The organism is Roseibium sp. HPY-6 (genome assembly GCF_040530035.1).
Classification (GTDB): Bacteria; Pseudomonadota; Alphaproteobacteria; order Rhizobiales; family Stappiaceae; genus Roseibium.
Map to the genome: position 1 here is coordinate 1290629 of NZ_JBEWCD010000001.1, position 21729 is coordinate 1312357.

The following is a 21729-nucleotide window of genomic DNA, read 5'->3' on the forward strand; positions in this document are numbered from 1 at the left end:
ACGCCAAAACCCCGGTGCAATCTCTCGACCGGGGAAATGGCAATCTGAGTAAGGTGTTCTTAGGCGATCAGTTCGTCAAAAGCCGTCAGAATTTGCTCGACTTCGGCAACTTGCTCGTCAAGCATCTGCTTTTGCTCCAGAAGGATTTCCTGCTGGCCTTTGCAGATCTCCTGCAATTCCTTGAACTGTTCCTGTTTGTCGGCATTGCTCTCGACCAGTTTGATCACGCGACGGATCTCGGCAAGAGTCAATCCGATCTTCTTGGCCTGGAGAATGACGCGCATGCGCGACACGTCCCGAGTTCCGTAAAACCGCCGCGCGCCTTTGCGAACGGGGTTGAGCAGTCCTTTTTCTTCGTAGAAACGCAGAGTTCTGAGGGTTACGTTGAAGCGTTCAGACATTTCTGAGATCGCAAGCGCGCGATCGTCAAGCACCAGGTCCTGCGCCGGACCCGCGATGTCCGGAACAACGACCATATTGGTAGCGACATTGTTCATAGTGTTAAGCCCGATCTTTTTCTTTTGTTCCGAGCTCGGTCAGGTTTTGCAACGCTCCTGAAGCGCCGGTCCCACATCCGACCCTTCCGGTCCCACTAGCATCGCGAAAAACAACCACTCGGTTTTCATCATCTTGCACACGGCGAAAAGCCCAGCGCTTTGCATGCTGTGACTTTACACACAGACTAATACACTGGTTCGATAGTTAAAATCTACGATAAAATCGGAAATATTGATCATTTTCCGCACAAGTTTCAGAAAATGAAAAATTTAAACTCCGAGCATCACAGAAAGACCATAGGAGCGCCGAATTTTAAACACTTCTAAAAACGTGACGGAAGGCATAAATATTAATTATCGATAATCTACATCCAATAAATAGCGCTTTCTGTCAGCGCGAATTCGATGGACGATTTTCATAACCTGACGGCAGCCCGGACGGTAAAAACTACTTAGTTTTCCTTGCTTTATCGAAAAAATTTATTTTATTCACCAAAAAAAATTTAGGTGATACCTAGCGAAAATTGCATGAATTGTCATAAGCCGGGATACGCAATCAGTAATAGGATAATATACTTTCTACTTCTTTTGCGCGCTTTCTCGCCGCATTTAGTACAGTCTGGTATTTATTTCTCGAGTGACGTGGATGCAATGTGTGCCTGTGGAGAACTCGCCTCATGGAACACTTTTTGACGGAAATCCCTCCTTGAATTGGCCTGCCGGGAGACCCTGCGACGTGCCGATGAGGTCATTCTGCGCGACTGCAAATCGACACATTCCCCTAAGGAAACCACTTTGCCACATCGTAAACGGCCCGAAGCGTGAGCGTATTGACGGCAAAAAAGGAGCACATTGTGCACTTCTTCATTGACAAAGGGCAGCCCAGGTTATTTTTGTCAATCTGATCGGCGTGCAGCCCGCCAAGTGCGGTCACGCGGAAACAGGATGTTTTGGAATATTTGAAATATGGCCGAATCAAAAGCAAAAGCCTCCGTGCCGGGCATGACGCCACAGCAATTCCGCCATTGGCGAAGGACGCTTGGTTTGAAGCAAAAAGATGCAGCTGAACGGCTCGGCCTGAAAAAGCGCATGATCCAGTATTACGAAAAGGGGAATCGCGACGGTCGGCCGGTTGAGATACCAAAATCGATACGCCTCGCCTGTTACGCACTGTCCGAAGGAATAGGCGATTATGACGGTCAGTCGACAACACCATTGGGCGCCGAATCCGCCGAAACCGAATAAACGCTCAAAAACTGGTCCGGAAAACACCTTCCAAAGGCCTTGCCGGGGTTTCCTCCTGCTGCGCTTTTCCCTATAAGACGCGCTCAGCCAACATAGACATTCACACCTAGTCCGCGCCCGACCGAATAGCGATAGTGCTAATCCGGAGCGGTCGCTGCGAGCTGCGAGCCGAGATGCCCAAACGCACAGATATCTCTTCCATCCTGATCATTGGCGCCGGTCCGATTGTTATCGGGCAGGCTTGTGAATTCGACTACTCCGGCACACAGGCTTGCAAGGCTCTGCGCGAAGAGGGGTACCGCATCATCCTGGTCAACTCCAATCCGGCAACGATCATGACCGACCCGGACCTGGCTGATGCGACTTATATCGAGCCGATCACGCCGGAGCTCGTTGCCAAGATCATCGAGAAAGAACGGCCGGATGCGCTTCTGCCGACCATGGGCGGCCAGACGGCGCTTAACTGCGCACTCGACCTCGAGCAAATGGGCGTTCTGGAAAAGTTCGGCGTGGAAATGATCGGCGCGCGCGGTGACGTCATCGAGAAGGCGGAAGACCGTGAAAAATTCCGGGCTGCCATGGACACGATCGGCCTGGAGAACCCGCGCGCGGCTATTGCCTCTTCACCGGCCTATCGCGACGAGAACGGCAGGATCAAGGGATACGACCGCAATGCCGGATATCTGGAGGCCATGCGTGCGCTTGACGAGATCGGCCTGCCAGCCATCATTCGTCCGGCTTTTACGCTTGGCGGCACCGGCGGCGGCGTTGCGTATAACCGTGAGGAATTCGAGACCATTGTCAGGTCGGGCATCGATGCTTCACCGGTCGGCCAGGTTCTGATCGACGAGAGCCTTCTGGGCTGGAAGGAATATGAAATGGAGGTGGTCCGCGACAAGGCGGACAACTGCATTATCATCTGCTCGATCGAGAACGTCGACCCGATGGGGGTTCATACCGGCGACTCCATCACCGTTGCGCCCGCGCTCACGCTCACCGACAAGGAATACCAGATCATGCGCGATGCATCGATCGCGGTGCTGCGTGAGATCGGTGTCGAAACGGGCGGCTCCAACGTTCAGTTCGCCGTCAATCCGGACAACGGACGTCTTGTTGTCATTGAAATGAACCCGCGCGTTTCGCGTTCCTCCGCGCTTGCCTCAAAGGCCACGGGTTTTCCGATTGCAAAGATCGCCGCAAAGCTCGCCGTCGGATATACGCTCGACGAATTGGAGAACGACATCACCGGCGGTGCGACGCCGGCGTCTTTCGAACCATCCATCGACTATGTCGTCACCAAGATCCCACGCTTTGCCTTTGAAAAATTCCCGGGATCTGAACCAACCCTGACCACGGCGATGAAGTCCGTTGGTGAGGTCATGGCGATCGGGCGCACGTTCAATGAAAGCCTGCAAAAGGCACTGCGTGGTCTGGAAACCGGTCTGAACGGGCTTGATGAAACCGAAATTCCTGGCCTCGACCAGGGCGATGACAGGAACGCTTTGCGCGCTGCGGTTTCAGTACCGACCCCAACCCGTCTCCTGAACGTTGCGCAAGCCATGCGCCTCGGCATGAGCGTTGACGAGGCCTATCAGGCGAGCGGCATCAATCCCTGGTTTCTGGAACAGATGGCCGACATCCTGGCAATGGAAGCCAAGGTCCGCAACATCGGGCTGCCGCAGGACGCTCATAACCTGCGCAAGCTCAAATCGATGGGATTTTCCGATGCGCGGCTCGCAAGCCTTGCTGGCCTTGATGCCGACGACGTCGTGAAGCTGCGCGGGGAACTGGACGTTCATCCGGTCTACAAGCGCATCGACACGTGCGCCGCCGAATTCGCATCCCCGACCGCCTATATGTATTCAACTTATGAAGCTCCGTTCATGGGTGCCCCGGCCTGTGAGGCCGCACCGTCTGACCGGCAAAAGGTCGTCATTCTGGGCGGTGGACCAAACAGGATCGGCCAGGGCATTGAATTCGACTATTGCTGCTGCCACGCAGCCTTTGCCCTGGATGATGCGGGATACGAGACCATTATGGTCAACTGCAATCCTGAAACAGTTTCAACGGATTACGATACGTCCGACCGGCTCTATTTCGAACCGCTGACACCCGAAGACGTTCTGGAGATCATTCGCAAGGAAAAGGAAAACGGAACGCTCCACGGTGTCATCGTGCAGTTTGGCGGTCAGACACCCTTGAAACTTGCCCAGGCGCTTGTCAAAGCCGACATTCCTATCCTTGGCACCTCGCCGGACATGATCGACCTTGCAGAGGACAGAGACCGGTTCCAGAAGCTTCTGGTCAAACTCGGCCTGAAGCAACCCGAGAACGGCATTGCCTACTCCGTCGAGCAAGGCCGGCTGATCGCAAGCCGTCTTGGTCTGCCCCTTGTTGTCCGCCCCTCCTACGTTCTGGGTGGCCGCGCCATGCAGATCATTAGGGACGAGGAAGCGCTGAATTCCTATCTGCTCGGCACATTGCCCGAGCTTGTACCGGCTGAAGTGCGGGCGAAATACCCCAACGACAAAACCGGCCAGATCAATACAGTCCTGGGGACGAACCCGCTGCTCTTTGATCGCTATCTCGAAGGGGCCATTGAAGTCGATGTCGACGCGCTATGTGACGGCAAGGATGTCTTTGTGTGCGGCATCATGGAACATATTGAGGAAGCGGGCATTCACTCCGGTGACAGCGCATGTTCCCTGCCGCCGTTCTCATTGTCTGAAGAAATGATTGCCGAACTGAAACGGCAGACAACGGCTCTTGCTCTCGCACTCGAAGTCGGCGGCCTGATGAACGTTCAGTACGCCATCAAGGACGGCGAGATCTATGTGCTTGAGGTCAATCCCCGCGCATCCAGAACGGTTCCCTTCGTTGCCAAGACCATCGGAGCCCCGGTCGCCAAGATTGCAAGCCGTGTCATGGCAGGTGAAAGCCTTGGCTCCTTCGGACTGACAGAGAAGAAACTTGACCACATCGCGGTTAAGGAAGCGGTCTTCCCGTTCGCCCGTTTCCCGGGCGTCGACACCATCCTCGGCCCGGAAATGCGGTCCACAGGAGAAGTAATGGGTCTTGACCAGGCCTTTGGGACCGCGTTTGCCAAGTCTCAGATCGGCGCCAGCATCGGCGTACCTGAAAACGGTACCGTCTTTGTCTCCATGCGGGACGCGGACAAGGAAGGCGTTGTCGAAGCCGTGCGAAGCCTTGAGGCTGCGGGATTTTCGATCATAGCCACCGGCGGCACCCAGAAATATCTGGAGGACAAAGGCATTACCGTGAAGAAAATCAACAAGGTGCTTGAAGGACGTCCCCATATCGTTGATGCTGTCAAGAACGGTGATGTCCAGCTTGTCTTCAACACGACCGAGGGCGCGCAAGCCATTGCCGACAGCCGGTCGATGCGCCGGGCGGCGCTCCTGAACAAGGTTCCGTATTACACGACCCTTGCAGGGTCCGTCGCAGCAGCCAAAGGTATTGCCGCCCACAAGGCGGGGAGCCTTGAAGTAAGACCTTTACAATCCTACTTCGGCTAGGGCTATTATACTCGTTGACCGGCCGGGAAAGCGTGCCTTTCCCGGCTTGGTTTGTTTTTGCAAATACGCGGTCCTTATAATGAGTGGAATAAGCTTTAAGAGGATCCAATAAGCTGAAGGTCTGAGACCCATGGAAAAAGTTCCGATGACCTCTGCCGGTTACAAAATGCTTCAGGACGAACTGAAGGAGCGTACCACGGTCGAGCGTCCGCGCATCGTAGATGCGATCGCAGAAGCGCGCGCGCATGGCGATTTGTCGGAAAACGCCGAATACCATGCGGCTAAGGAAGCCCAGAGCCTGAATGAAGGCCGCATTTCGGAACTCGAGGACAAGCTCTCACGTGCCGAGATCATCGATGTCACCAAACTTTCTGGCGATGTCGTGAAGTTCGGTGCGACCGTGTCTCTCATCGACGAGGACACTGAAGAAGAAAAGCGGTACATGATCGTCGGAGACGTGGAATCCGATGTGAAGCAGAACAAAGTGTCGATTTCGTCTCCAATCGCGCGCGCGCTCATCGGCAAGGCCATTGGTGACAGCGTTGAAGTGGCTGCTCCCGGTGGGGCACGGTCCTACGAGATCGTCAACGTCAAATTCATCTGAAGCTTTTACATTCCAAATGGATAGCGCCTGTCGGCTCGAGTCCTGGCGCCTGCCGATTTCCCTTTGACGCGTGCCGGTCAACCGCTAAGGTAACTTCCGGTATGTGTCGGAGGACGGATAATGGTCTTTCATGCAATCGGCATGTGGCTTTTGGCGGCGGCCATCCCACTCTGGGTCTATCGCTGGTATGCCTATTCCAAGCTGGAGCCGCCTGAACGCCGGATCTTTACGCGCATCGTAAAACGACGGCATGAAAACGCCTATGCGTTCGCGCTACAGATGTTCGGCTATCTCATCGCACTCGCAGCAGCCGTGATCCTGCTCGTTATGGGGCTTCGCTACATCAAGCAAGGTTCACTGGAAGTCGGGGCCTATCGCGAAACCATCCGCAATCGGCTTTACTCCGGTGTCGACCCGATCGACCGCGCGCTCGATGCCTATCACTATGACCAGCTTCTGCCGATTGCCATCATCACGACCTGCGCCCTCTTAAGCGTTGCCTTCACATTGGTCGCAACGGCTCTCAGGGACATTTCGCTGATGTCCCGCCTTCACAAGAAACTTCGCGGCATGAAGCATCGCCAGGAAGCTGCACAGACTTGACTTCCCTGAAGACTAGACCGTGGTTTCATTAACGCGCAGCCAAAACCGGATGGCAGCGAGCTTGACGGACGCTGCAGCCTGCACGAAGGTCTGCAAAGCGGACGCGAGATTAAGTCGTTTCCAGTCGGAATTTCTTGAAGACCTCTCCGTTGTATTCCGTGTTTTCGACAAATTCAGCGCCTCCACGAACAAGCGCCCCGATGTTTTTGCGCGAGGGCGGAAGGAGAAAGGTTACAAAATCGATGCGCGGGTCTGTTGTCGCGAAGGCAATGGCTTTTCGAGTGATGCGCAGCCCTAGACCGAAGCTATCCGGCTTGAGAACAAGGCCAAAGTCCCAATCGTGGCCTTCCTTTTGGAACCCTCCCCATCCAACATAAGCTCCATCGCTCAAAATAGCCCAGTGTCCCAGCCCGTCGCGCCGCCACGTATCTTCCTTCGCCGCGACAAAGCTCCTCGCTTCTTCTAGCGTCCATTTCGACACGAGCAGCGGCATGTGTTCAGAAACGCGAGGATCGTTCATATGTGCAACAATGTCTTGCAGAGAGATACTGGGTAATCGGGCAAACTCGATTTTTGGCGCGTGTTTCAAGGCTTCCTCAAACGCTTTGATATCTCACATACGCAACCGTATATTTCGGGCTATTCCATTTGTAAATACGCCACCGTATATTTCACACATGAACAAAACGAAATTCAGCAAAGAAGCATGGTTGGCGGCGGGCTTTCGTGCCCTGACAACAGATGGGCCGAACGCGATCAAAGCCGAGGCGCTTGCGCGAAGCCTCGGCGCCACGAAGGGGTCATTCTACTGGAACTTTGACGATATCGCGTCTTTCGTAGAGGCAATGTTGGGCCTATGGCGCAACAGCGTTGTCCAAGAAATTGAGGATGTACTTCAGGCTGAACCTGAAAAGGCGGCGCGACTACGTCTGTTGGTGGATCGTGCAGCTAAGCCAGCATCAGTTGAGTTCGGAGGACGTCGGGTAGAACCCGCAATGCGTTCTTGGGCATTGGCAAACCCAGCTGTCTTGGCAGTGGTAAAGGAAGTTGATGAGATCAGATTGTCATTCGTGACGAGATTGCTGCGCGATGTCGGACAGAATGATCCTGCTCTTCCTCAGTTGGTCTATGGTGCGTTTATCGGACTGGACGATCTGGCATCCAAGGGAAGTGCAGATATTCAATCGGGGCTTAAGGTGTTGCTACGACTCGTCGCGGGGCCCGAAATCGAAACGAATTGCCCTCCAGATTGATTGCGAACAGTCCAATTTGCCAAGAGCGGACTTTTGGAGAAACGCATCGGGCAGCGACTTGGTCCGCATTGCTGACCGACGTGGTCGGTCGATCTCTTTCGGAGGGTCCGCCGAAAGCGGTCATAGGCGCTCGCTTGTCCATGCGTCCACGCCCTAGCCTTCGATCGGAACGACCGGCTCATCCTTGGTCCTGCGGATCGTAAGAGCTGTTCTGACGCTGTCCACGTTGGGCGCGGCCGTCAGGTCGCGGATGACGAAATTCTGAAACGTCTGAAGATCCGGCGAAACGCATTTCAGCAGGAAATCGACTTCACCGGAAAGCATGTAGCTCTCGCGGACCAGCGGCCAGTTCTGAACGGTCTGTTCGAATGCGATAAGGTCGGCCTCGGTCTGACTGTGGAGCCCGACCATCGCAAAGGCCGTGACATCATAGCCGAGCTGCTTTTCATCCAGGAGCGTCCGGTATCCTTGAATGAGCCCGGCCTCTTCAAGTGCGCGCACCCGGCGCAGACACGGTGGAGCGGAAATGCCGACACGGCGCGCCAGCTCCACATTGGTCATCCGGCCATCATCTTGCAGTTCTTTCAGGATATGCCAATCGATGGCATCAAGCCGCGCTTTCAATCCTGTCTCCTTTGAGCTGTCACGAATGACCTGCCTGTGAATAGGCTTCGCTTTGCCGGACTGGCATCTTGCAGGGAATTGGGGCCCTGCGCTAACTTTTCTTCAGGTGCCGAATTATTGTTATTTGCGCGTTTGTGCAAGACTATAACAAAAATGCGCACGATTCCGAAAGAAAACAATAGGGGAAGTTCTCCATAAATGCATCGTGAGCCGGAGATCTTTCCTCAGTCCGCCTGGGTTCTGACAGACGGCAAGGCCGGCGACATGGCGCAATGCGTCGGGGTCGTTGAGGCGCTTGGCGTATCTTACGAGTCCCGGACAATCGCGCCACGACCACCGTTTTCCTGGTGGCTGCCGTTCGGCCCGACCGATCCGCGTGAGTGGGAAACACGACAGCACAGTCCGATTGCGCCGCCGTATCCGGACATCGTTGTTGCGTCCGGGCGCCGCGCAGCCGCTTATCTGCGTCGCATCAAATGGCTTTCTAAAGGCAATACCTTCACGGTATTTCTCAAGGACCCGAGAACCGGACCCAGTGCAGCGGATCTGATCTGGGTTCCGGAACATGATCGGCTGCGCGGCCGCAATGTTCTGGTCACGCCGACCTCACCACATCGCTTCTCTGCAGAAAAATTGGCGACTTTGCGCTCAGACAGTGTCGCCGCGATCGACAAGCTCGCCCATCCGCGTATTGCAGTACTTGTTGGCGGCGACAGCCGTCATCACACCTTCACGGAGGCTGACCAGTCTCACTTTCTGAACGGTCTCAGAGAGCTGGCCAATGAGGAAAGTGCACGCTTCATGATAACTGCATCGCGCCGGACCCCGCCTGCACTCGCCTATGGCCTCTCGAGCCTCGCAAAGTCCGGTGGGCATCTTTACTGGACGGGCGAGGCTCCAAATCCTCTCGGACATTATCTGGCCAAGGCCGATGCGATTGTTGCGACAGCCGATTCGACCAACATGATCGGTGAGGCTACCGCAACCGGAAAACCCATTCATGTTTTTCAACCCAGCGGCGGTCACAGCAAAATCACCGGTTTTTTGGAGAGTTTGGAACGCTTGGGGGTTATTCACCCCTTTCCAGGTCCGCTAAAAACAACTACCTACGAGCCGATAGATGCAACACCCGTCATCGCGGATCGCATAAAGTTGGATTTTTCTGCATCAAGAGAGCCCGAAGAGGCGACTTGATCGGGTCCTGACAGGGACAGGCAGAACACAAGAAACACAGGAAAAGGTGTCTTCATGAGCACGGAACACAGCAAGCTTTTGATCGTTGGATCGGGCCCTGCAGGGTATACGGCCGCGGTCTACGCCGCGCGCGCCATGATCGAACCAACGCTTGTTGCCGGCATTCAGCCCGGCGGACAGCTGACAATCACCACCGACGTTGAAAACTATCCCGGTTTTGCCGATCCCGTAATGGGCCCCTGGCTTATGGAACAGATGCAGAAGCAGGCGGAAAACGTCGGCACCAAAATCATCTACGACACCATTGTCAAAGCCGATCTCTCCGAGCGCCCGTTCCGACTCGAGGCCGACAGCGGAACGGTGTTCACCGCCGATACGCTCGTCATCGCTACCGGCGCCCAGGCTCGATGGCTCGGGCTGTCCTCTGAACAGGACTACATGGGTGCTGGTGTATCTGCCTGCGCCACATGTGACGGCTTTTTCTACCGCAACCGCGAAGTCGTCGTTGTCGGCGGTGGCAACACCGCCGTGGAGGAAGCGCTGTATCTCGCCAATTTGGCTTCCAAGGTCACGCTGGTGCACCGTCGTGACAGCCTGAGGGCAGAGAAAATTCTTCAGGATCGGCTCTTCCAGAACCCGAAAATCGAGGTCATCTGGGATCATCAGGTCGATGAAATTCTGGGTGGCGGCGTGCCCAAGGCCGTGACGGGTGTACGGCTGAAGAGCACAAAGACCGGCGAACTCCAGGAAATTTCAACCGACGGCGTTTTCATCGCAATCGGCCATGCGCCTTCGGTGGAGCTGTTCAAGGACCAGCTGACACTCAAGCCGAATGGCTATCTGGAGACTGCTCCGGATTCCACCCGAACATCCATACCCGGCGTCTTTGCGGCCGGCGATGTCACAGACGATATCTACCGTCAGGCAGTGACCGCAGCCGGGATGGGCTGTATGGCCGCGCTTGAGGCAGAAAAGTTTTTGGCCGAACACGAAACGGCATCCACACAACAGGCGGCTGAATAAAGCCGCCTGAGCGTCCTGCGGAGGGGCACGGATGGATTGGGACAAGCTGCGCATTTTTCATGCGGCCGCGCAGGCCGGCAGTTTCACGCATGCAGGCGACACGCTGCACATGAGCCAGTCGGCGGTAAGCCGTCAGGTCAGTGCCCTGGAGCATGACTTGGGCGTTCCCCTTTTCCACCGTCACGCGCGGGGTTTGCTGCTGACAGAACAGGGCGAACTGCTCTATCGCACGGCAAGCGACGTTCTCATGAAGCTGGAATCGGTTCAGTCCAGCCTGACCGACAGCAAGGAAAAACCTTCCGGTATTCTGCGTGTCACGACCACGGTGGGTCTTGGCTCCACCTGGCTTACGTCCCGCATCCGGAGCTTCATCGAGCTTTATCCCGAAGTCGACCTGCACCTGATTTTCGACGATGACGAGCTGGACCTCGGCATGCGGGAAGCCGACGTTGCCATCAGGTTGCGCCAGCCGACACAGCCCGACCTGATCCAGCGCAAACTCTTCACAGTTCATTTCCATGTCTATGCCGCGCCGGAATATATCCAGCGCTTCGGCTCGCCGTCGACAATCGAGGACATCGACGAGCACCGGGTCATCACATTCGGCGAACAGGCGCCGGCTTACCTGAGATCAATGAACTGGCTCGATTCTGCAGGCCGCCCGGCAGGGGAACCCAGGCGGTCCGTTTTAAAGGTCAACAACCTGGTGGCCATCAAGCGCGCTGTTCAGTCGGGTGTCGGCATAGCGATATTGCCTGACTACATCATCGATCATGCGTCCAACCTTGTTCCGGTCCTTACAGAGCAGGAAGACAAGGTGCCATCATTCGACACTTATTTCGTGTATCCCTCCGAGCTCAAAAACACGGCTCGCGTGAAGGCATTCCGGGAATTTTTGCTGACCAGTGCCGAAAAATGGGTGTACTAGCGCGACGCAAAATCAACGCCTAATTAATGGGCAGGGATTTGTTTGCTGATTTTTTAAGCAAATGTGTTTTGTCCAGATTTAACCGAAGGTATTTTTTGGAAAAAAACTGAATAACTTCAGCTGATCGCGGATCAACGTCGGCGCTAATCAGCTGTAAACAAACAGCATTTTAAAATTGACTTAGCGCAATGCCAAAGCTCTGCAGAAATTGCATACCTGATTTGCACACCTGCCACTTGTTTATGCAGCTTGTGCACCGCATATAAGCAGCACTGTTGGTCACACGGGGATCACATCCTCCTCCCAGTGATGCCCAGACCAGCTGTTCCCCTCTGGAAGGTGATTCCACTGTATTCAGTGAATCAAATCAAACTGCCGGGTCTCTTAAGACCCGGCTCTTTTTTTGTCCAGTGCATTGTGCGGCGCTATCAAATTGCGCGCCGCATGCTCACATGAACAGCTTTTCACCGCTGAGGTTCTGATAAAGGCCGGCGACCTGCTCTTCGTAGCCATTGTAAAGCAGCGTGTCGCGGCGTTCGTCCGTGCCAAGCAGTTTTTCGCTCGCCTGAGACCAACGCCGATGCGGCACTTCCGGATTTACATTCGCCCAGAAGCCGTATTCCTTCGGCTGGATCTCTTCCCAGAAGCTGACCGGACGCTGGTCGGTAAAGGAAATCCGCACGACCGATTTGATGCACTTGAAGCCGTATTTCCACGGTGTCACAAGACGAATGGGTGCACCGAATTGTTTGGCGAGCGGTTTGCCGTAGATGCCAGTTGCCATGAAGGCCAGTTCGTTGGTGGCCTCGTCAAGCGTGAGACCCTCCACATAAGGCCAGGGGTACCAGCTCTGTTTCTGACCGTTCGCAATGGACGGATCCAGGAACGTTTCGAAGCGCAGGTACTTGGCACCTGATTGCGGGCCCGCGAGTTTCACCAGTTCCGAAAGCGGGAAGCCTGACCAGGGCACCGCCATCGACCACGCTTCCACGCAGCGATGACGATAAAGCCGTTCTTCAAGCGGCATTTTCGACAGCAGCGTGTCGATGTCGACAATTTGCGGGTTGTCGATCATTCCGTCCAGCGTCACGGTCCAGGGTCTGATTTGAAGCTGCTGCGCGGCCGGCCAGATCTGCTTGTGCGATCCGAACTCATAAAAGTTGTTGTACTTGGACGCGATATCTTCGTCCGTCAGGTCCCTGTCGAGCGTAAAGCTGGCATTGCGGCTGACAGGATAAAGTCCGGCGCTCGGGTCTTCTTCCGCGAAAGCCGGCTTCATGCCGAGGCCAGTCCCCAGAAGGACACCGCCACCGGCCATGCCGGCAAGGATCTGCCGCCGGTTCAAAAAGACGCTTTCAGGTGTAGCCTCGCGCTCTGGAAGCTCCCAGCTGCGCTTTTTCAAGATGTTCATGGTCAAACTCCTGTTTGTGAACGAAAGAACCTGAAACCGGCCTCAAAGGCAAATAACGCCCTAGTGACCGTAAACAACCGGATCGTGATAGGATCTAAAACGCGGCGGACAGGCCCGATTGCGGGGCGAGCGGTCTTTGACCTGATATCTGCTAACGGATCTGCGCATGAACGCGACGCAGATCGACGTGCGTTCAGACAAGCAAGGCCAAGTTGCCTGCATAGCAAAATCAAGTGAAAGCGCCGGACCTCTGATTTGGGCGTTCTGAAGTGGAGATTTTAAAAGTAGGGGAGGAAGAAAATGTTGATTGAGAGCGTGCTGAAGAGCGCCGTTGAGGAAGAAAAAGTCCCGTTTGTTGTTGGTATGACCGGCAACTCCAGCGGCGTGACGCACAAAAGTGCTTTCGGCACGGCCACGGCGGCGAGAGCTGTAGATGCCGATACCGTCTTTCGCATCTTTTCCATGACCAAGGCTGTTGGAGGTCTGGCAGCCGCCATCCTGGTGGACCGTGGCAAGCTCAAACTCGACACGCCAGTTGGAGACGTTCTGGACACCTGGAACGAGTTACAGGTCCTGGACGGTTTTGATGGCGAAGAACCGGTGTTGCGCGCCCCAAGGACGACGGCCACATTGCGCCACCTGGTAACCCATACAAGCGGCCTTGAATACGAGTTCTGGAATTCGGACGTGCCGCGATACATGGAACTCACCGGACATCCGACGATCTTGTCGGGGTTGAAAAGCTCGCTCAAGTATCCGTTAACCTCCGACCCCGGAACACGCTGGGGATATGGCCCCAGCACCGATTGGCTTGGGCAGATGATCGAGGCCGCGGATGGCAGGCGTATCGACGTTTTTTGTCAGGAAGAGATTTTCGAACCGCTCGCCATGGCAAGCACAGCCTTCGAGCCGGAAAGGCTGCACGAACGGCTCGCTGATGTCCACATTCGCGGTGAGGACGGCAAATTCGCGCCAATGGAACTTGCGCCGCCGTCGATGCCTGAAGTGTACGGAATGGGGCACGCCCTTTATTCGACCCCAAACGATTACATGCGTTTCCTGCGCATGATCTTGAATGGGGGACAATTGGACGGAAGTCGCGTTTTGTCCGAAGATGGCCTGGCAACCATGCTGGGTGACCAGATGAGCGGCCTCAAGTTCCAGACAATGGTATCCTGCTCGCCGATAACGGCCGACGTGGTTCTTCCTGACGATACGACCCACAGCATGATCGCAACGCTGCACACGTCGGATGTTCCGGGGAAACGATCCGCGGGAACACAGAGCTGGGCCGGCGTTTGCAACACCCACTATTGGGTCGATCCGGGCAAGGATCTCGCTGCAGTGATCATGACGCAATCCCTCCCCTTCGTGGAACCGCCTTTCATGGAAACCTATGACGCATTCGAGAGGGCTGTTTACGCGGTCAATTGAGCCCAAATGTACATATGAGCCGATACCAAAAAAGGGGCCATTCAGGCCCCTTTCCCATTGATCGGCTTCATCAATTGGGCGTCAAGCTGCCTGCTTGCCGGACCGCTGCAGCGCCTGTTCCGCGGCTTTGCCGGAGAGTTCCGCCATATGGTCGAACTCAGACGTGTAGCTCGCAACACCGGCTGTGGCTGAGCGTAATTCGACAATCAGGTCCCCGATTTCCGCTTCCGGCATCAAGGCCTGCACCTCATCCCAACCAGGCCAGTCCGGCCGTGCATCAAAGCCCAGAAGCTGACCTCGCCTTGTAGATACGATCGCGTTCACCTTTGCCGTCGCATCGTTGGGACAGGCAATCACAACCTTGTGGATCGGCTCGAGAAGGACAGGTTTACAGTCCGGCAAACCTTCCCGGATTGCCAGAATACCGGCCATCTTGAACGCCTGGTCCGAACTGTCGACCGAATGATAGGAACCATCGGTCAGGCAGATGGCTATGTCGGCAACCGGAAAACCAAAAGTCCCGCGACCGAGTGCATCCAGAACGCCATCCCTGACGGAGGCGATATATTGTTTGGGCACAACACCGCCTGTGATCGTGTCGGAGAACTGAATGCCTTCGCCTCTCGGGAGCGGCGAGATTTCCAGGACCACGTCGCCGAACTGGCCATGGCCACCGGACTGCTTCTTGTGCCGGCCCCGGACCTTGGTCTTGCCGCGAATGGTCTCCGCGTAGGGCACGTGCGGTGTGTGTATCGAAACTTCCAGTCCGTATTTGCCAGACAGCCGTTCCTGAGCAACGCGAAGATGCATCTCGCCCTGGCCTTCCAGCAGGGTTTCTGCCGTTGTCTGATTCTGGCTTATGGAAAGAGACGGATCCTCCTCTGATAGTTTTGCAAGCGCCGCAGACAGGCGCACTTCGTCTTTTCGTTGAGCGGCAGCAACGGCCGTGGCCAGTACCGGGCTGCGGCGATCAATATCGAAGGCACTGCTGATTTCGCCTTCATCATGACTGAGCAGGTCCCCGGTTTCGACGCCATCCATTCGTCCGAGCGCGACAAGATCGCCTTTTCCGGCAGTCGCAATTTTGCTGGCGTGCTGGCCAAAGATAGAAAACAGGCCTGAAACCTTCACTTCTTCCCGTCCGTTGCGGAACAAGCTGTCTCCGTCGGAAACCTGGCCTTCGAGAACACGCGCAACGGAGAGCTTTCCGCCATGCTGGGTATGCAGCGTTTTGACCACCTGGAGAGTAGACCGTGTGCCGTTGTCCAGAACCCGATATTTAAGGACATCCACACCTGGAGCTTCGTGACGGAGCGCTTTTAAAAGACGGCTGACACCATTGCCGTGATCCGCCGATCCGAAAAACACGGGGCAGATCAGTCCGTCCCGCATCTCCTTGACCAGATCTGAAAAAACAAGGTCTCGATCAGGAGCAATATCCTCAAGCAGGGCTTCCATCAGATCATCGTCGTGATCGGCGAGATGCTCCAGCATTGTGAACCGGGCTTCAAGTTCACGGGCCCGGTCTTCATCGGACATGTCGACCCGCGTGCTCGCTTCCTTCTCATGGTAGACATGCGCCCGCTCCAGCGCGAGATCGATAAAACCGGTCGCCTGACCGTCTTCCCAGATCGGAATTTGCCGCAGTACAAGCGGTACCGCCGAGGCAGGCTGCAGAACGCTCAAGACGTCGCGCACGCGGCGGCTACTCTTGTCGATCTTGTTCAAAAACAAAACCCGCGGAATGGCGCGGGCTTCGAGGGCTTTCAGTATAAGCTGCAAGGCGGGTACCTTGCGTTCATCGTCCTCCGCAACAACGACAGCGAGATCGATACCACTCAGCGCGCCATCCATTTCGCTCAGGAATTCCACCGATCCCGGACAATCGACGAAAACGAACCGATCTCCGAGATATTCCGTTTCGGCAATATTGAGTTCCACGCTCATGCCATGCGCGCGCGCTTCCGGCGAAGCATCGCCCACCGTATTGCCGTCGGTTACCGTCCCCTGGCGCGCCAGTTTGTCCGTTCGCGCGAGCAACGCCTCCAAGAGACTGGTCTTTCCGCTTCCGAACGGACCGACGAGGGCGATGCAGCGCGGCGAACTACCGGCAGCTGATCCTTTTCCGTTTATCGAGTTTGCCATAATGAGCCTCCCGTGTGTTTGAGGGTCTCCCCTTAACAACGCGGCATGGCCGACGAGGGACGCGGGCCTGCCGCGTCTCGCCCGGTTGGGATCGATGGCTGATCCGGCTTTAGTGCGCCTGGACGCCTCAGTGTGAGACGGCGCATCGACCATGGGCGGTCCTTCATCGTCGCGCTGAAGAGGCCTTGAAGGCAAGGGAATCTTACGTCGCAGCGCAGCAATTTGCGGCCAGGATATGCAAACACGGTGCAATTACATGACCTTGCCCGTTTCAGATGTATATCCGGAAGGTCTCGGCTCACACGATATGCGCCTGTCAATGCTCACCAAACTTGTCGGCAGAAGCTGGTTCAAGCTAACCTTGTTTGCATATTCTGCTCGCATACCCACCTATCAAGGCAGATACACAGCAGCGCAGGTGTACCTGAATGACGTACCGATTGTGCCTTTGGACTATCGCACTCTTGCTTGCAATTGCGCCGCCTGCGGCTGCGCAGAATGTACAGCTGCGCGGATTGCCGCAACCCGGCACGTCGCTGTTGCCGTCCGCAGAGCAGCAACTCAATCAAAACCTCAATCAGCAAAGAAACGACTTTTCAACGCAGCGCCAGATCGATCGTTTCAACAGACAGAACCAGATCGACCAGATCAACCGCCTGAATTCAGAGCGCAGGATTCCGGCAGATCCGTGCGCGGGTCCCGGCACGCCTTGCCGCGCGGACGACTGACGCCGGATCTCAAGAACCCGCCTGACAAATGTCCGCCCGTTCCGTGTTGCAGATCGGGCGTCCAGGATTTTGCTAGTTGATGGCTTCAAGCGTCAGTTTGCTGACACCAAGCGTAAGGTTGGTTCCTGTCTGGCTTTCCAGGCTGAAGGGGTTGAGTGCGATTGAACGATCAAATCCGCCTAAGAGCGCATTCGCCTTGATACCTGCTCCAAGGCTCGCTCCGGCCGTCAGACCACCATATGTTCCGGCGAGCAGCCCAGGCTTGCGGTTTGCAGAAGGCGCCAGCACGCCCCATACAAGCGTCGCCTCTTTGGTTTTTCCGATATCAAGACCGTAGTCACGGACCTCACCACTGTAGTACTCGATTGCTCCGCCATCGACCGGTTTGAAACTGCAGCCGAGTTTGGCAGTAGACCCGACAATGAAGCTGTGCTCACCTTCCACCAGGCAATTCAGGGTCCCGATCTCGACTTTCGGACTGTTTTCTGACGCATAGGCAGGAAGGGTCATCGAAAGTGTTGCAGCAGCAAGTGCCACGCTCAAAAAGCGCATACTGAATATCTCCATCTTGAATGGTCCCGTTCGCGGATCACGAGCGTCGGGAACGGCGAAGATATGGGTCCGCTTCACGTCAAAATCTGGGCGGACCCAGCCTGTCGGGACACTAAAAAAATGTCAGGTTGCAACCGAAGTCGCGGCTCGAACCTTCTCCACGCAGTCGTCGGAGCGGCCCCGAATTCTTCCTCTTTCGACAGCATCCGCAACACCGGATAACAACCCAGAAGAGTTCAGGATTATCAATTTTTTAAAGTGTAAGACCTATTTCTATCGAAGGTAAGGTCAGGAAATTTTTGGCGGAAACGGGAGACTGCAAAGTCGCTTCCACCCCTCAAGCTCACTACCTGGTCATGAGCGGAACAAACGTAAACCGGTCTGAAGTTGTGCGCTTTTCATGAAACTGATCGTCCAAATTCCCTGCTACAACGAAGAAAAGACGCTACCGGACGTCGTTTCTGCCATTCCGCGGTCCATTCCAGGGATCAGCAAAGTCGAAATTCAGATCATTGACGATGGGTCCACGGACGGCACGGTGGAAACGGCGCGCGCATGCGGCGTTGACCATATTGTGCAGAACGGGCGAAACAAGGGGCTTGCCCGGAGCTTCCAACACGGCATTGAATCGGCGTTGTCTCTTGGTGCGGACATTATTGTCAACACCGACGGCGACAACCAGTATTCAGGGTCCAGTATTCCGGACCTTGTCGAACCGATTATCCGGAAGCAGGCCGACATCGTTGTCGGTGACAGGAAGCCAGGCGACAATCCTGAGTTTTCCTGGCTGAAAAGGCAACTGCAGAAATTGGGTACGCGGGTCGTTCGCAACCTTTCGCAGGTGGACGTGGACGACGCGGTATCGGGCTTTCGGGCCTATTCGCGTGAAGCGGCCTACACGATAAACGTCATGACACGCTTCAGTTACACGACGGAAACGCTCATTCATGCAGGTCAGCATGGCTTGAGCGTCGTTTCTGTTCCTGTGAAAACCAATCCGACGACGCGGCCCTCCCGGCTTGCCGGATCCACTTTCCGTTTTCTCAAGAAGCAGATCGTGACGATCCTCAGAAGCTATTTCATGTATCGCTCGCTGAACGCATTTCTGTGGGCTGGCGTTCTGATGATTGGCATTGGGCTGGTGCCGGTACTGAGGTTTCTCTTCTTTTATGCCATTGGCGACGGTGACGGCAGGGTCCAGTCATTGGTCTTGGGCAGCATGTTTCTGCTTGCCGGTTACATAACGGTCGTGATCGCGTTTTTAAGTGATGCTCTTGCCACCAACCGCCGCCTGACGGAAGCCGTCCTGGAACGGGTGCGGCGACTTGAACAGCCGCCGCCGCAGGTGGACACGACAGACCTGCGGGAAACCTTGCAGATCATGAGACGCTCAGATGACAAAGCCTACCGCGCTCGCAGCTCCAAATGATGCGCTGACCGTCTGGCGGGCCATCGACCTCATCCTGATAGGAATGGTGTTCTATGCCGTTCTTGCAAGCGGGATCCTGCAGATCCCAGGCATCGTTCCCTTTGGACAAAGCATCTACGACGAATACTATCTCGCCCTTCTGGATGGCCACCTGGACATCCCGGCGCGCGTCGTGCAGCTGGAAGGGCACTATGCGCCGGATGGCACAACCTATCTCTATCATGGTGTCGGCCCCCTTCTGACGCGGTTTGCGCTCGGGTGGTTCTGGCCGTTTGAAAGTGTCGGGATGGCGCAGTTTTCAATCTGGGCCTGGGCTTGTCTTGGAACGCTCTGCTACCACGCAGCTTTCCTGAAGGCGACCGCACGGGAAATGGAACAGCTTGGCGAAAAAGGACTGGCGCTCAGCAGGTTGCTTTCGCTGGCCGTCTGGTTCAGCAGTCCCGGCCTGCTTCTGGCGGCCAATACGTCCTTTTACCACGAACCGATTGCCCTGGCTTATGCGGCGACCGGAGCGTTTGTCCTCATCTGGGCCAACGTCGCATTCGAGGATTGGCCATTGTGGCGAACAGCCATCCCGTGTGCGGCACTGGCAGCGGTCACTCTCCACGCACGCCCCAACGTTGCTATCGGCCTTTACGTGGCCTGCACCTTGTTGCTGATGTATCTGGCAGTGACATCGCTCAAGCAGAACTGGCTTCGGGTCGGCCTGGCTCTGGCAATTCTTGGCACAAGCGGCGTCGGATTTCTCGGACTGAATGTTGCACGTTTCGGCGATGCGACCGAAACCCATGGCCGATATACCAAAGACAGCATCCAATACGGGTTTGTGTTCTGGGGCTATGAGGATCGCGACAGCGCACGCGCGGAAGCTTTCAAGGAACACGGCAAGTTCAACGTGAAACGGATCCCGCACAATGTCGCGATCTATGCGCTGGATCTGCCGACGATCCAGGAGTATGTCGATCCGCTCTCCGAGCAGGTCCACACGTTCGCCAGAAACACGCTCGCCGGCGATCTGGGCTTCATCCGGATCGAAAAACCTTTCGCCGGCATTCTGTTCTTGTGGCCATTGTGGCTCGTCTTTGCGCTTTGGTCCTTCAAGGCACAACGATCGGTCTGGACGAAACTCGCCATTCCCCTGACCGGCGGGCTCGTTCTGGCCTTTCTGACACTCTCCTACGGCACCATCACGCTTCGCTATCGGATCGATCTTTGGCCGGCGCTCAGCCTCTTCGTTCTCGCCGGATTGTCCGCCGCAATGCCAAGGATCGCCGTTACCCGCAACACGGCGGCCTGGAAGTGGGGATTGGGGATCTGTTTTCTGGCCGGTCTTGCAATGTCTGCCAACGTGACGGGCCAGTTGCGCCAGTTCCGCGTCTCGCCCGAAGCCACATCCGTGTGGAGCCTTGAGGAATGCCGCCAGCTGGCATCGCTGCGGGACTTTACAACCGAGCAGACCGACACGATATGCCAGCCGCCAAGGATCGCACGATAGATTGCTCAAGGTGCTGAGAAACGAACGAGACCTCAGGTCTCAGGCAAATAGCAGGATCTGCAAAGGGAACACTGTAGCTTGAATAGCCGTCTGAAATCTCTGGCAATTTGGGGCGGCAGAGCCGTCCTGCTGGTTGCATTGGGATTTATTGCGGTTCAGATCAGATCCCACTGGACGGGTCTTTCCAGCTGGCGCCCGGACAGCACCGATGCCGCGCTTCTCGGCGCGTTGTCGCTGGCCTACTTTGCATCGTTGATGTTCGTGGTCGAAGGGTGGCACCGGATTGTGGCGCTCTATTCCGCCGAGCCGCGAAGCCGGACATATCCGTCCTTTACGATGACCCAGATCGCCAAGTACATACCCGGAAACGTTGCGCATCTGTTGGGCCGAGGTCTTTACCTGCGCAGCAGTTCCTTGAGCGATGGTCAGATCGTCAAGGCGACACTGGTGGAGCTTGCCGCGATCCCGGCGGGCGCAGTGACGGTGATCGCGGTACTTGGAAGCGCTGGATTGCTCTCCCCTCTCCTGCCATGGTTACCGTCCTGGCTATGGGTGCTTCTAGCACCGGGACTGGTCCTCGGTGTTCTGGCCGCGCTCGTGCTTGCACCCAGACTAGGACTGGTCCCGCAATCATCTACATCCGGTTTGCTGGTTATCGGCACGCTTTCAACGGTTTTCATGGCCCTGCTCGGCCTGATCTTTGCCGCCGTTTTCAGTCTGCTGGCAGCCGCGCCAATTGCTCCGCTCGCCGGGGCCGCCGTGATTGCATGGCTTGTCGGATATCTCACGCCTGGAGCACCAGGTGGACTGGGCACACGTGAAGCGGCATTGGTCGCTCTTTTGTGGTCCCTGAACCAAGAGGACGCGGTCCTGATTGCAGCCGCCCTGTTCCGGATCGTGACAACACTGGGTGACGTGCTTCTGTTTTCGGTTGGATGGCTGGTGTTTTCTGGTGGAACCGCTCGCGACGAGGCTTCGAGCAGCCACTGAAAAGGGCGGCAAATGCCGCCCTTCAATAGCGTTATGCA

General features: G+C 56.0%; 19 protein-coding genes. 13 read left to right on the forward strand and 6 right to left on the reverse strand.

The features are described 5' to 3' along the window. Positions 1 to 59: 59 nt before the first annotated feature. Positions 60 to 497: a MerR family transcriptional regulator gene (locus ABVF61_RS06150; RefSeq protein WP_353992637.1), complete on the reverse strand. Its 438-nt coding sequence runs from the start codon at positions 495 to 497 to the stop codon at positions 60 to 62. 966 nt (positions 498 to 1463) lie between these two features. Between ABVF61_RS06150 and ABVF61_RS06155 the strand changes: the two genes are divergently transcribed. The 4 genes from ABVF61_RS06155 (at position 1464) to ABVF61_RS06170 (ending at position 6485) form a co-directional block, all read left to right on the forward strand. Beyond that, positions 1464 to 1742 carry a helix-turn-helix domain-containing protein gene (locus ABVF61_RS06155; RefSeq protein WP_353992638.1) on the forward strand — a complete coding sequence of 93 codons (279 nt, stop codon included), beginning with the start codon at positions 1464 to 1466 and terminating at the stop codon, positions 1740 to 1742. 173 nt (positions 1743 to 1915) lie between these two features. Beyond that, the gene (gene carB / locus ABVF61_RS06160) at positions 1916 to 5278 is read left to right on the forward strand and encodes a carbamoyl-phosphate synthase large subunit (protein ID WP_353992639.1); all 3363 of its coding nucleotides are present in this window, start codon (positions 1916 to 1918) and stop codon (positions 5276 to 5278) included. Between the two features lie 130 nt (positions 5279 to 5408). Next, positions 5409 to 5882, forward strand: coding sequence for a transcription elongation factor GreA (greA, locus tag ABVF61_RS06165; protein ID WP_353992640.1), 474 nt, complete (start codon positions 5409 to 5411; stop codon positions 5880 to 5882). Positions 5883 to 6002: 120 nt separating this feature from the next. After that, positions 6003 to 6485, forward strand: coding sequence for a hypothetical protein (locus ABVF61_RS06170; RefSeq protein ID WP_353992641.1), 483 nt, complete (start codon positions 6003 to 6005; stop codon positions 6483 to 6485). Between the two features lie 109 nt (positions 6486 to 6594). On the opposite strand, the gene ABVF61_RS06175 is transcribed toward ABVF61_RS06170, so the two are convergent. After that, a complete protein-coding gene (locus ABVF61_RS06175; protein WP_353992642.1) occupies positions 6595 to 7074 on the reverse strand; it encodes a GNAT family N-acetyltransferase in 480 nt (159 codons plus the stop codon). A gap of 88 nt (positions 7075 to 7162) precedes the next feature. Here ABVF61_RS06175 and ABVF61_RS06180 point away from each other — a divergent pair, with 88 nt between their 5' ends. Then, positions 7163 to 7738, forward strand: a complete 576-nt coding sequence (locus ABVF61_RS06180) for a TetR/AcrR family transcriptional regulator (protein ID WP_353992643.1) — start codon at positions 7163 to 7165, stop codon at positions 7736 to 7738. Between the two features lie 153 nt (positions 7739 to 7891). Here the strand turns inward: ABVF61_RS06180 and ABVF61_RS06185 are convergent, their stop codons facing one another. After that, the gene (locus tag ABVF61_RS06185; protein WP_353992644.1) at positions 7892 to 8362 is read right to left on the reverse strand and encodes an Lrp/AsnC family transcriptional regulator; all 471 of its coding nucleotides are present in this window, start codon (positions 8360 to 8362) and stop codon (positions 7892 to 7894) included. A gap of 198 nt (positions 8363 to 8560) precedes the next feature. Here ABVF61_RS06185 and ABVF61_RS06190 point away from each other — a divergent pair, with 198 nt between their 5' ends. Genes ABVF61_RS06190 through ABVF61_RS06200 form a run of 3 tightly spaced genes read left to right on the forward strand, consistent with a single transcriptional unit; the run spans position 8561 to position 11507 of the window. After that, positions 8561 to 9556, forward strand: coding sequence for a mitochondrial fission ELM1 family protein (locus tag ABVF61_RS06190; RefSeq protein WP_353992645.1), 996 nt, complete (start codon positions 8561 to 8563; stop codon positions 9554 to 9556). Positions 9557 to 9610: 54 nt separating this feature from the next. Continuing rightward, on the forward strand, positions 9611 to 10579 hold the full coding sequence (gene trxB, locus ABVF61_RS06195) for a thioredoxin-disulfide reductase (RefSeq protein WP_353992646.1): 969 nt from the start codon (positions 9611 to 9613) through the stop codon (positions 10577 to 10579). 31 nt (positions 10580 to 10610) lie between these two features. After that, on the forward strand, positions 10611 to 11507 hold the full coding sequence (locus tag ABVF61_RS06200; RefSeq protein WP_353992647.1) for a LysR family transcriptional regulator: 897 nt from the start codon (positions 10611 to 10613) through the stop codon (positions 11505 to 11507). Positions 11508 to 11955: 448 nt separating this feature from the next. On the opposite strand, the gene msrP is transcribed toward ABVF61_RS06200, so the two are convergent. Continuing rightward, positions 11956 to 12918, reverse strand: a complete 963-nt coding sequence (msrP, locus tag ABVF61_RS06205; protein WP_353992648.1) for a protein-methionine-sulfoxide reductase catalytic subunit MsrP — start codon at positions 12916 to 12918, stop codon at positions 11956 to 11958. 300 nt (positions 12919 to 13218) lie between these two features. On the opposite strand from msrP, the gene ABVF61_RS06210 reads away from it, so the two are divergent. Then, the gene (locus ABVF61_RS06210; RefSeq protein WP_353992649.1) at positions 13219 to 14352 is read left to right on the forward strand and encodes a serine hydrolase domain-containing protein; all 1134 of its coding nucleotides are present in this window, start codon (positions 13219 to 13221) and stop codon (positions 14350 to 14352) included. An 81-nt stretch (positions 14353 to 14433) separates the two neighbouring features. Here the strand turns inward: ABVF61_RS06210 and ABVF61_RS06215 are convergent, their stop codons facing one another. Beyond that, the gene (locus ABVF61_RS06215) at positions 14434 to 16497 is read right to left on the reverse strand and encodes an elongation factor G (RefSeq protein WP_353992650.1); all 2064 of its coding nucleotides are present in this window, start codon (positions 16495 to 16497) and stop codon (positions 14434 to 14436) included. A 428-nt stretch (positions 16498 to 16925) separates the two neighbouring features. Here ABVF61_RS06215 and ABVF61_RS06220 point away from each other — a divergent pair, with 428 nt between their 5' ends. Next, entirely contained in the window at positions 16926 to 17225 is a 300-nt protein-coding gene (locus ABVF61_RS06220; protein ID WP_353992651.1) for a hypothetical protein, read from the forward strand. A 72-nt stretch (positions 17226 to 17297) separates the two neighbouring features. Here the strand turns inward: ABVF61_RS06220 and ABVF61_RS06225 are convergent, their stop codons facing one another. After that, a complete protein-coding gene (locus tag ABVF61_RS06225; RefSeq protein WP_353992652.1) occupies positions 17298 to 17777 on the reverse strand; it encodes a DUF992 domain-containing protein in 480 nt (159 codons plus the stop codon). Between the two features lie 400 nt (positions 17778 to 18177). On the opposite strand from ABVF61_RS06225, the gene ABVF61_RS06230 reads away from it, so the two are divergent. The 3 genes from ABVF61_RS06230 (at position 18178) to ABVF61_RS06240 (ending at position 21691) form a co-directional block, all read left to right on the forward strand. Further along, positions 18178 to 19206 (forward strand): glycosyltransferase family 2 protein, encoded by a 1029-nt coding sequence (locus ABVF61_RS06230; RefSeq protein WP_353992653.1) that lies wholly within the window; start codon positions 18178 to 18180, stop codon positions 19204 to 19206. Then, entirely contained in the window at positions 19172 to 20701 is a 1530-nt protein-coding gene (locus ABVF61_RS06235) for a hypothetical protein (RefSeq protein ID WP_353992654.1), read from the forward strand. The genes ABVF61_RS06230 and ABVF61_RS06235 overlap by 35 nt, the downstream gene beginning before the upstream one ends. A gap of 78 nt (positions 20702 to 20779) precedes the next feature. Next, a complete protein-coding gene (locus ABVF61_RS06240) occupies positions 20780 to 21691 on the forward strand; it encodes a hypothetical protein (protein ID WP_353992655.1) in 912 nt (303 codons plus the stop codon). The last annotated feature ends 38 nt before the right edge of the window (positions 21692 to 21729 follow it).

What these genes read in the sequence shown, in the direction of transcription:
- ABVF61_RS06150 (WP_353992637.1), bottom strand. Translation starts at nt 497, where the DNA reads ATGAACAATGTCGCTACCAATATGGTCGTTGTTCCGGACATCGCGGGT.
- ABVF61_RS06155 (WP_353992638.1), top strand. Translation starts at nt 1,464, where the DNA reads ATGGCCGAATCAAAAGCAAAAGCCTCCGTGCCGGGCATGACGCCACAG.
- carB (WP_353992639.1), top strand. Translation starts at nt 1,916, where the DNA reads ATGCCCAAACGCACAGATATCTCTTCCATCCTGATCATTGGCGCCGGT.
- greA (WP_353992640.1), top strand. Translation starts at nt 5,409, where the DNA reads ATGGAAAAAGTTCCGATGACCTCTGCCGGTTACAAAATGCTTCAGGAC.
- ABVF61_RS06170 (WP_353992641.1), top strand. Translation starts at nt 6,003, where the DNA reads ATGGTCTTTCATGCAATCGGCATGTGGCTTTTGGCGGCGGCCATCCCA.
- ABVF61_RS06180 (WP_353992643.1), top strand. Translation starts at nt 7,163, where the DNA reads ATGAACAAAACGAAATTCAGCAAAGAAGCATGGTTGGCGGCGGGCTTT.
- ABVF61_RS06190 (WP_353992645.1), top strand. Translation starts at nt 8,561, where the DNA reads ATGCATCGTGAGCCGGAGATCTTTCCTCAGTCCGCCTGGGTTCTGACA.
- trxB (WP_353992646.1), top strand. Translation starts at nt 9,611, where the DNA reads ATGAGCACGGAACACAGCAAGCTTTTGATCGTTGGATCGGGCCCTGCA.
- ABVF61_RS06200 (WP_353992647.1), top strand. Translation starts at nt 10,611, where the DNA reads ATGGATTGGGACAAGCTGCGCATTTTTCATGCGGCCGCGCAGGCCGGC.
- msrP (WP_353992648.1), bottom strand. Translation starts at nt 12,918, where the DNA reads ATGAACATCTTGAAAAAGCGCAGCTGGGAGCTTCCAGAGCGCGAGGCT.
- ABVF61_RS06210 (WP_353992649.1), top strand. Translation starts at nt 13,219, where the DNA reads ATGTTGATTGAGAGCGTGCTGAAGAGCGCCGTTGAGGAAGAAAAAGTC.
- ABVF61_RS06215 (WP_353992650.1), bottom strand. Translation starts at nt 16,497, where the DNA reads ATGGCAAACTCGATAAACGGAAAAGGATCAGCTGCCGGTAGTTCGCCG.
- ABVF61_RS06220 (WP_353992651.1), top strand. Translation starts at nt 16,926, where the DNA reads ATGACGTACCGATTGTGCCTTTGGACTATCGCACTCTTGCTTGCAATT.
- ABVF61_RS06225 (WP_353992652.1), bottom strand. Translation starts at nt 17,777, where the DNA reads ATGCGCTTTTTGAGCGTGGCACTTGCTGCTGCAACACTTTCGATGACC.
- ABVF61_RS06230 (WP_353992653.1), top strand. Translation starts at nt 18,178, where the DNA reads ATGAAACTGATCGTCCAAATTCCCTGCTACAACGAAGAAAAGACGCTA.
- ABVF61_RS06235 (WP_353992654.1), top strand. Translation starts at nt 19,172, where the DNA reads ATGACAAAGCCTACCGCGCTCGCAGCTCCAAATGATGCGCTGACCGTC.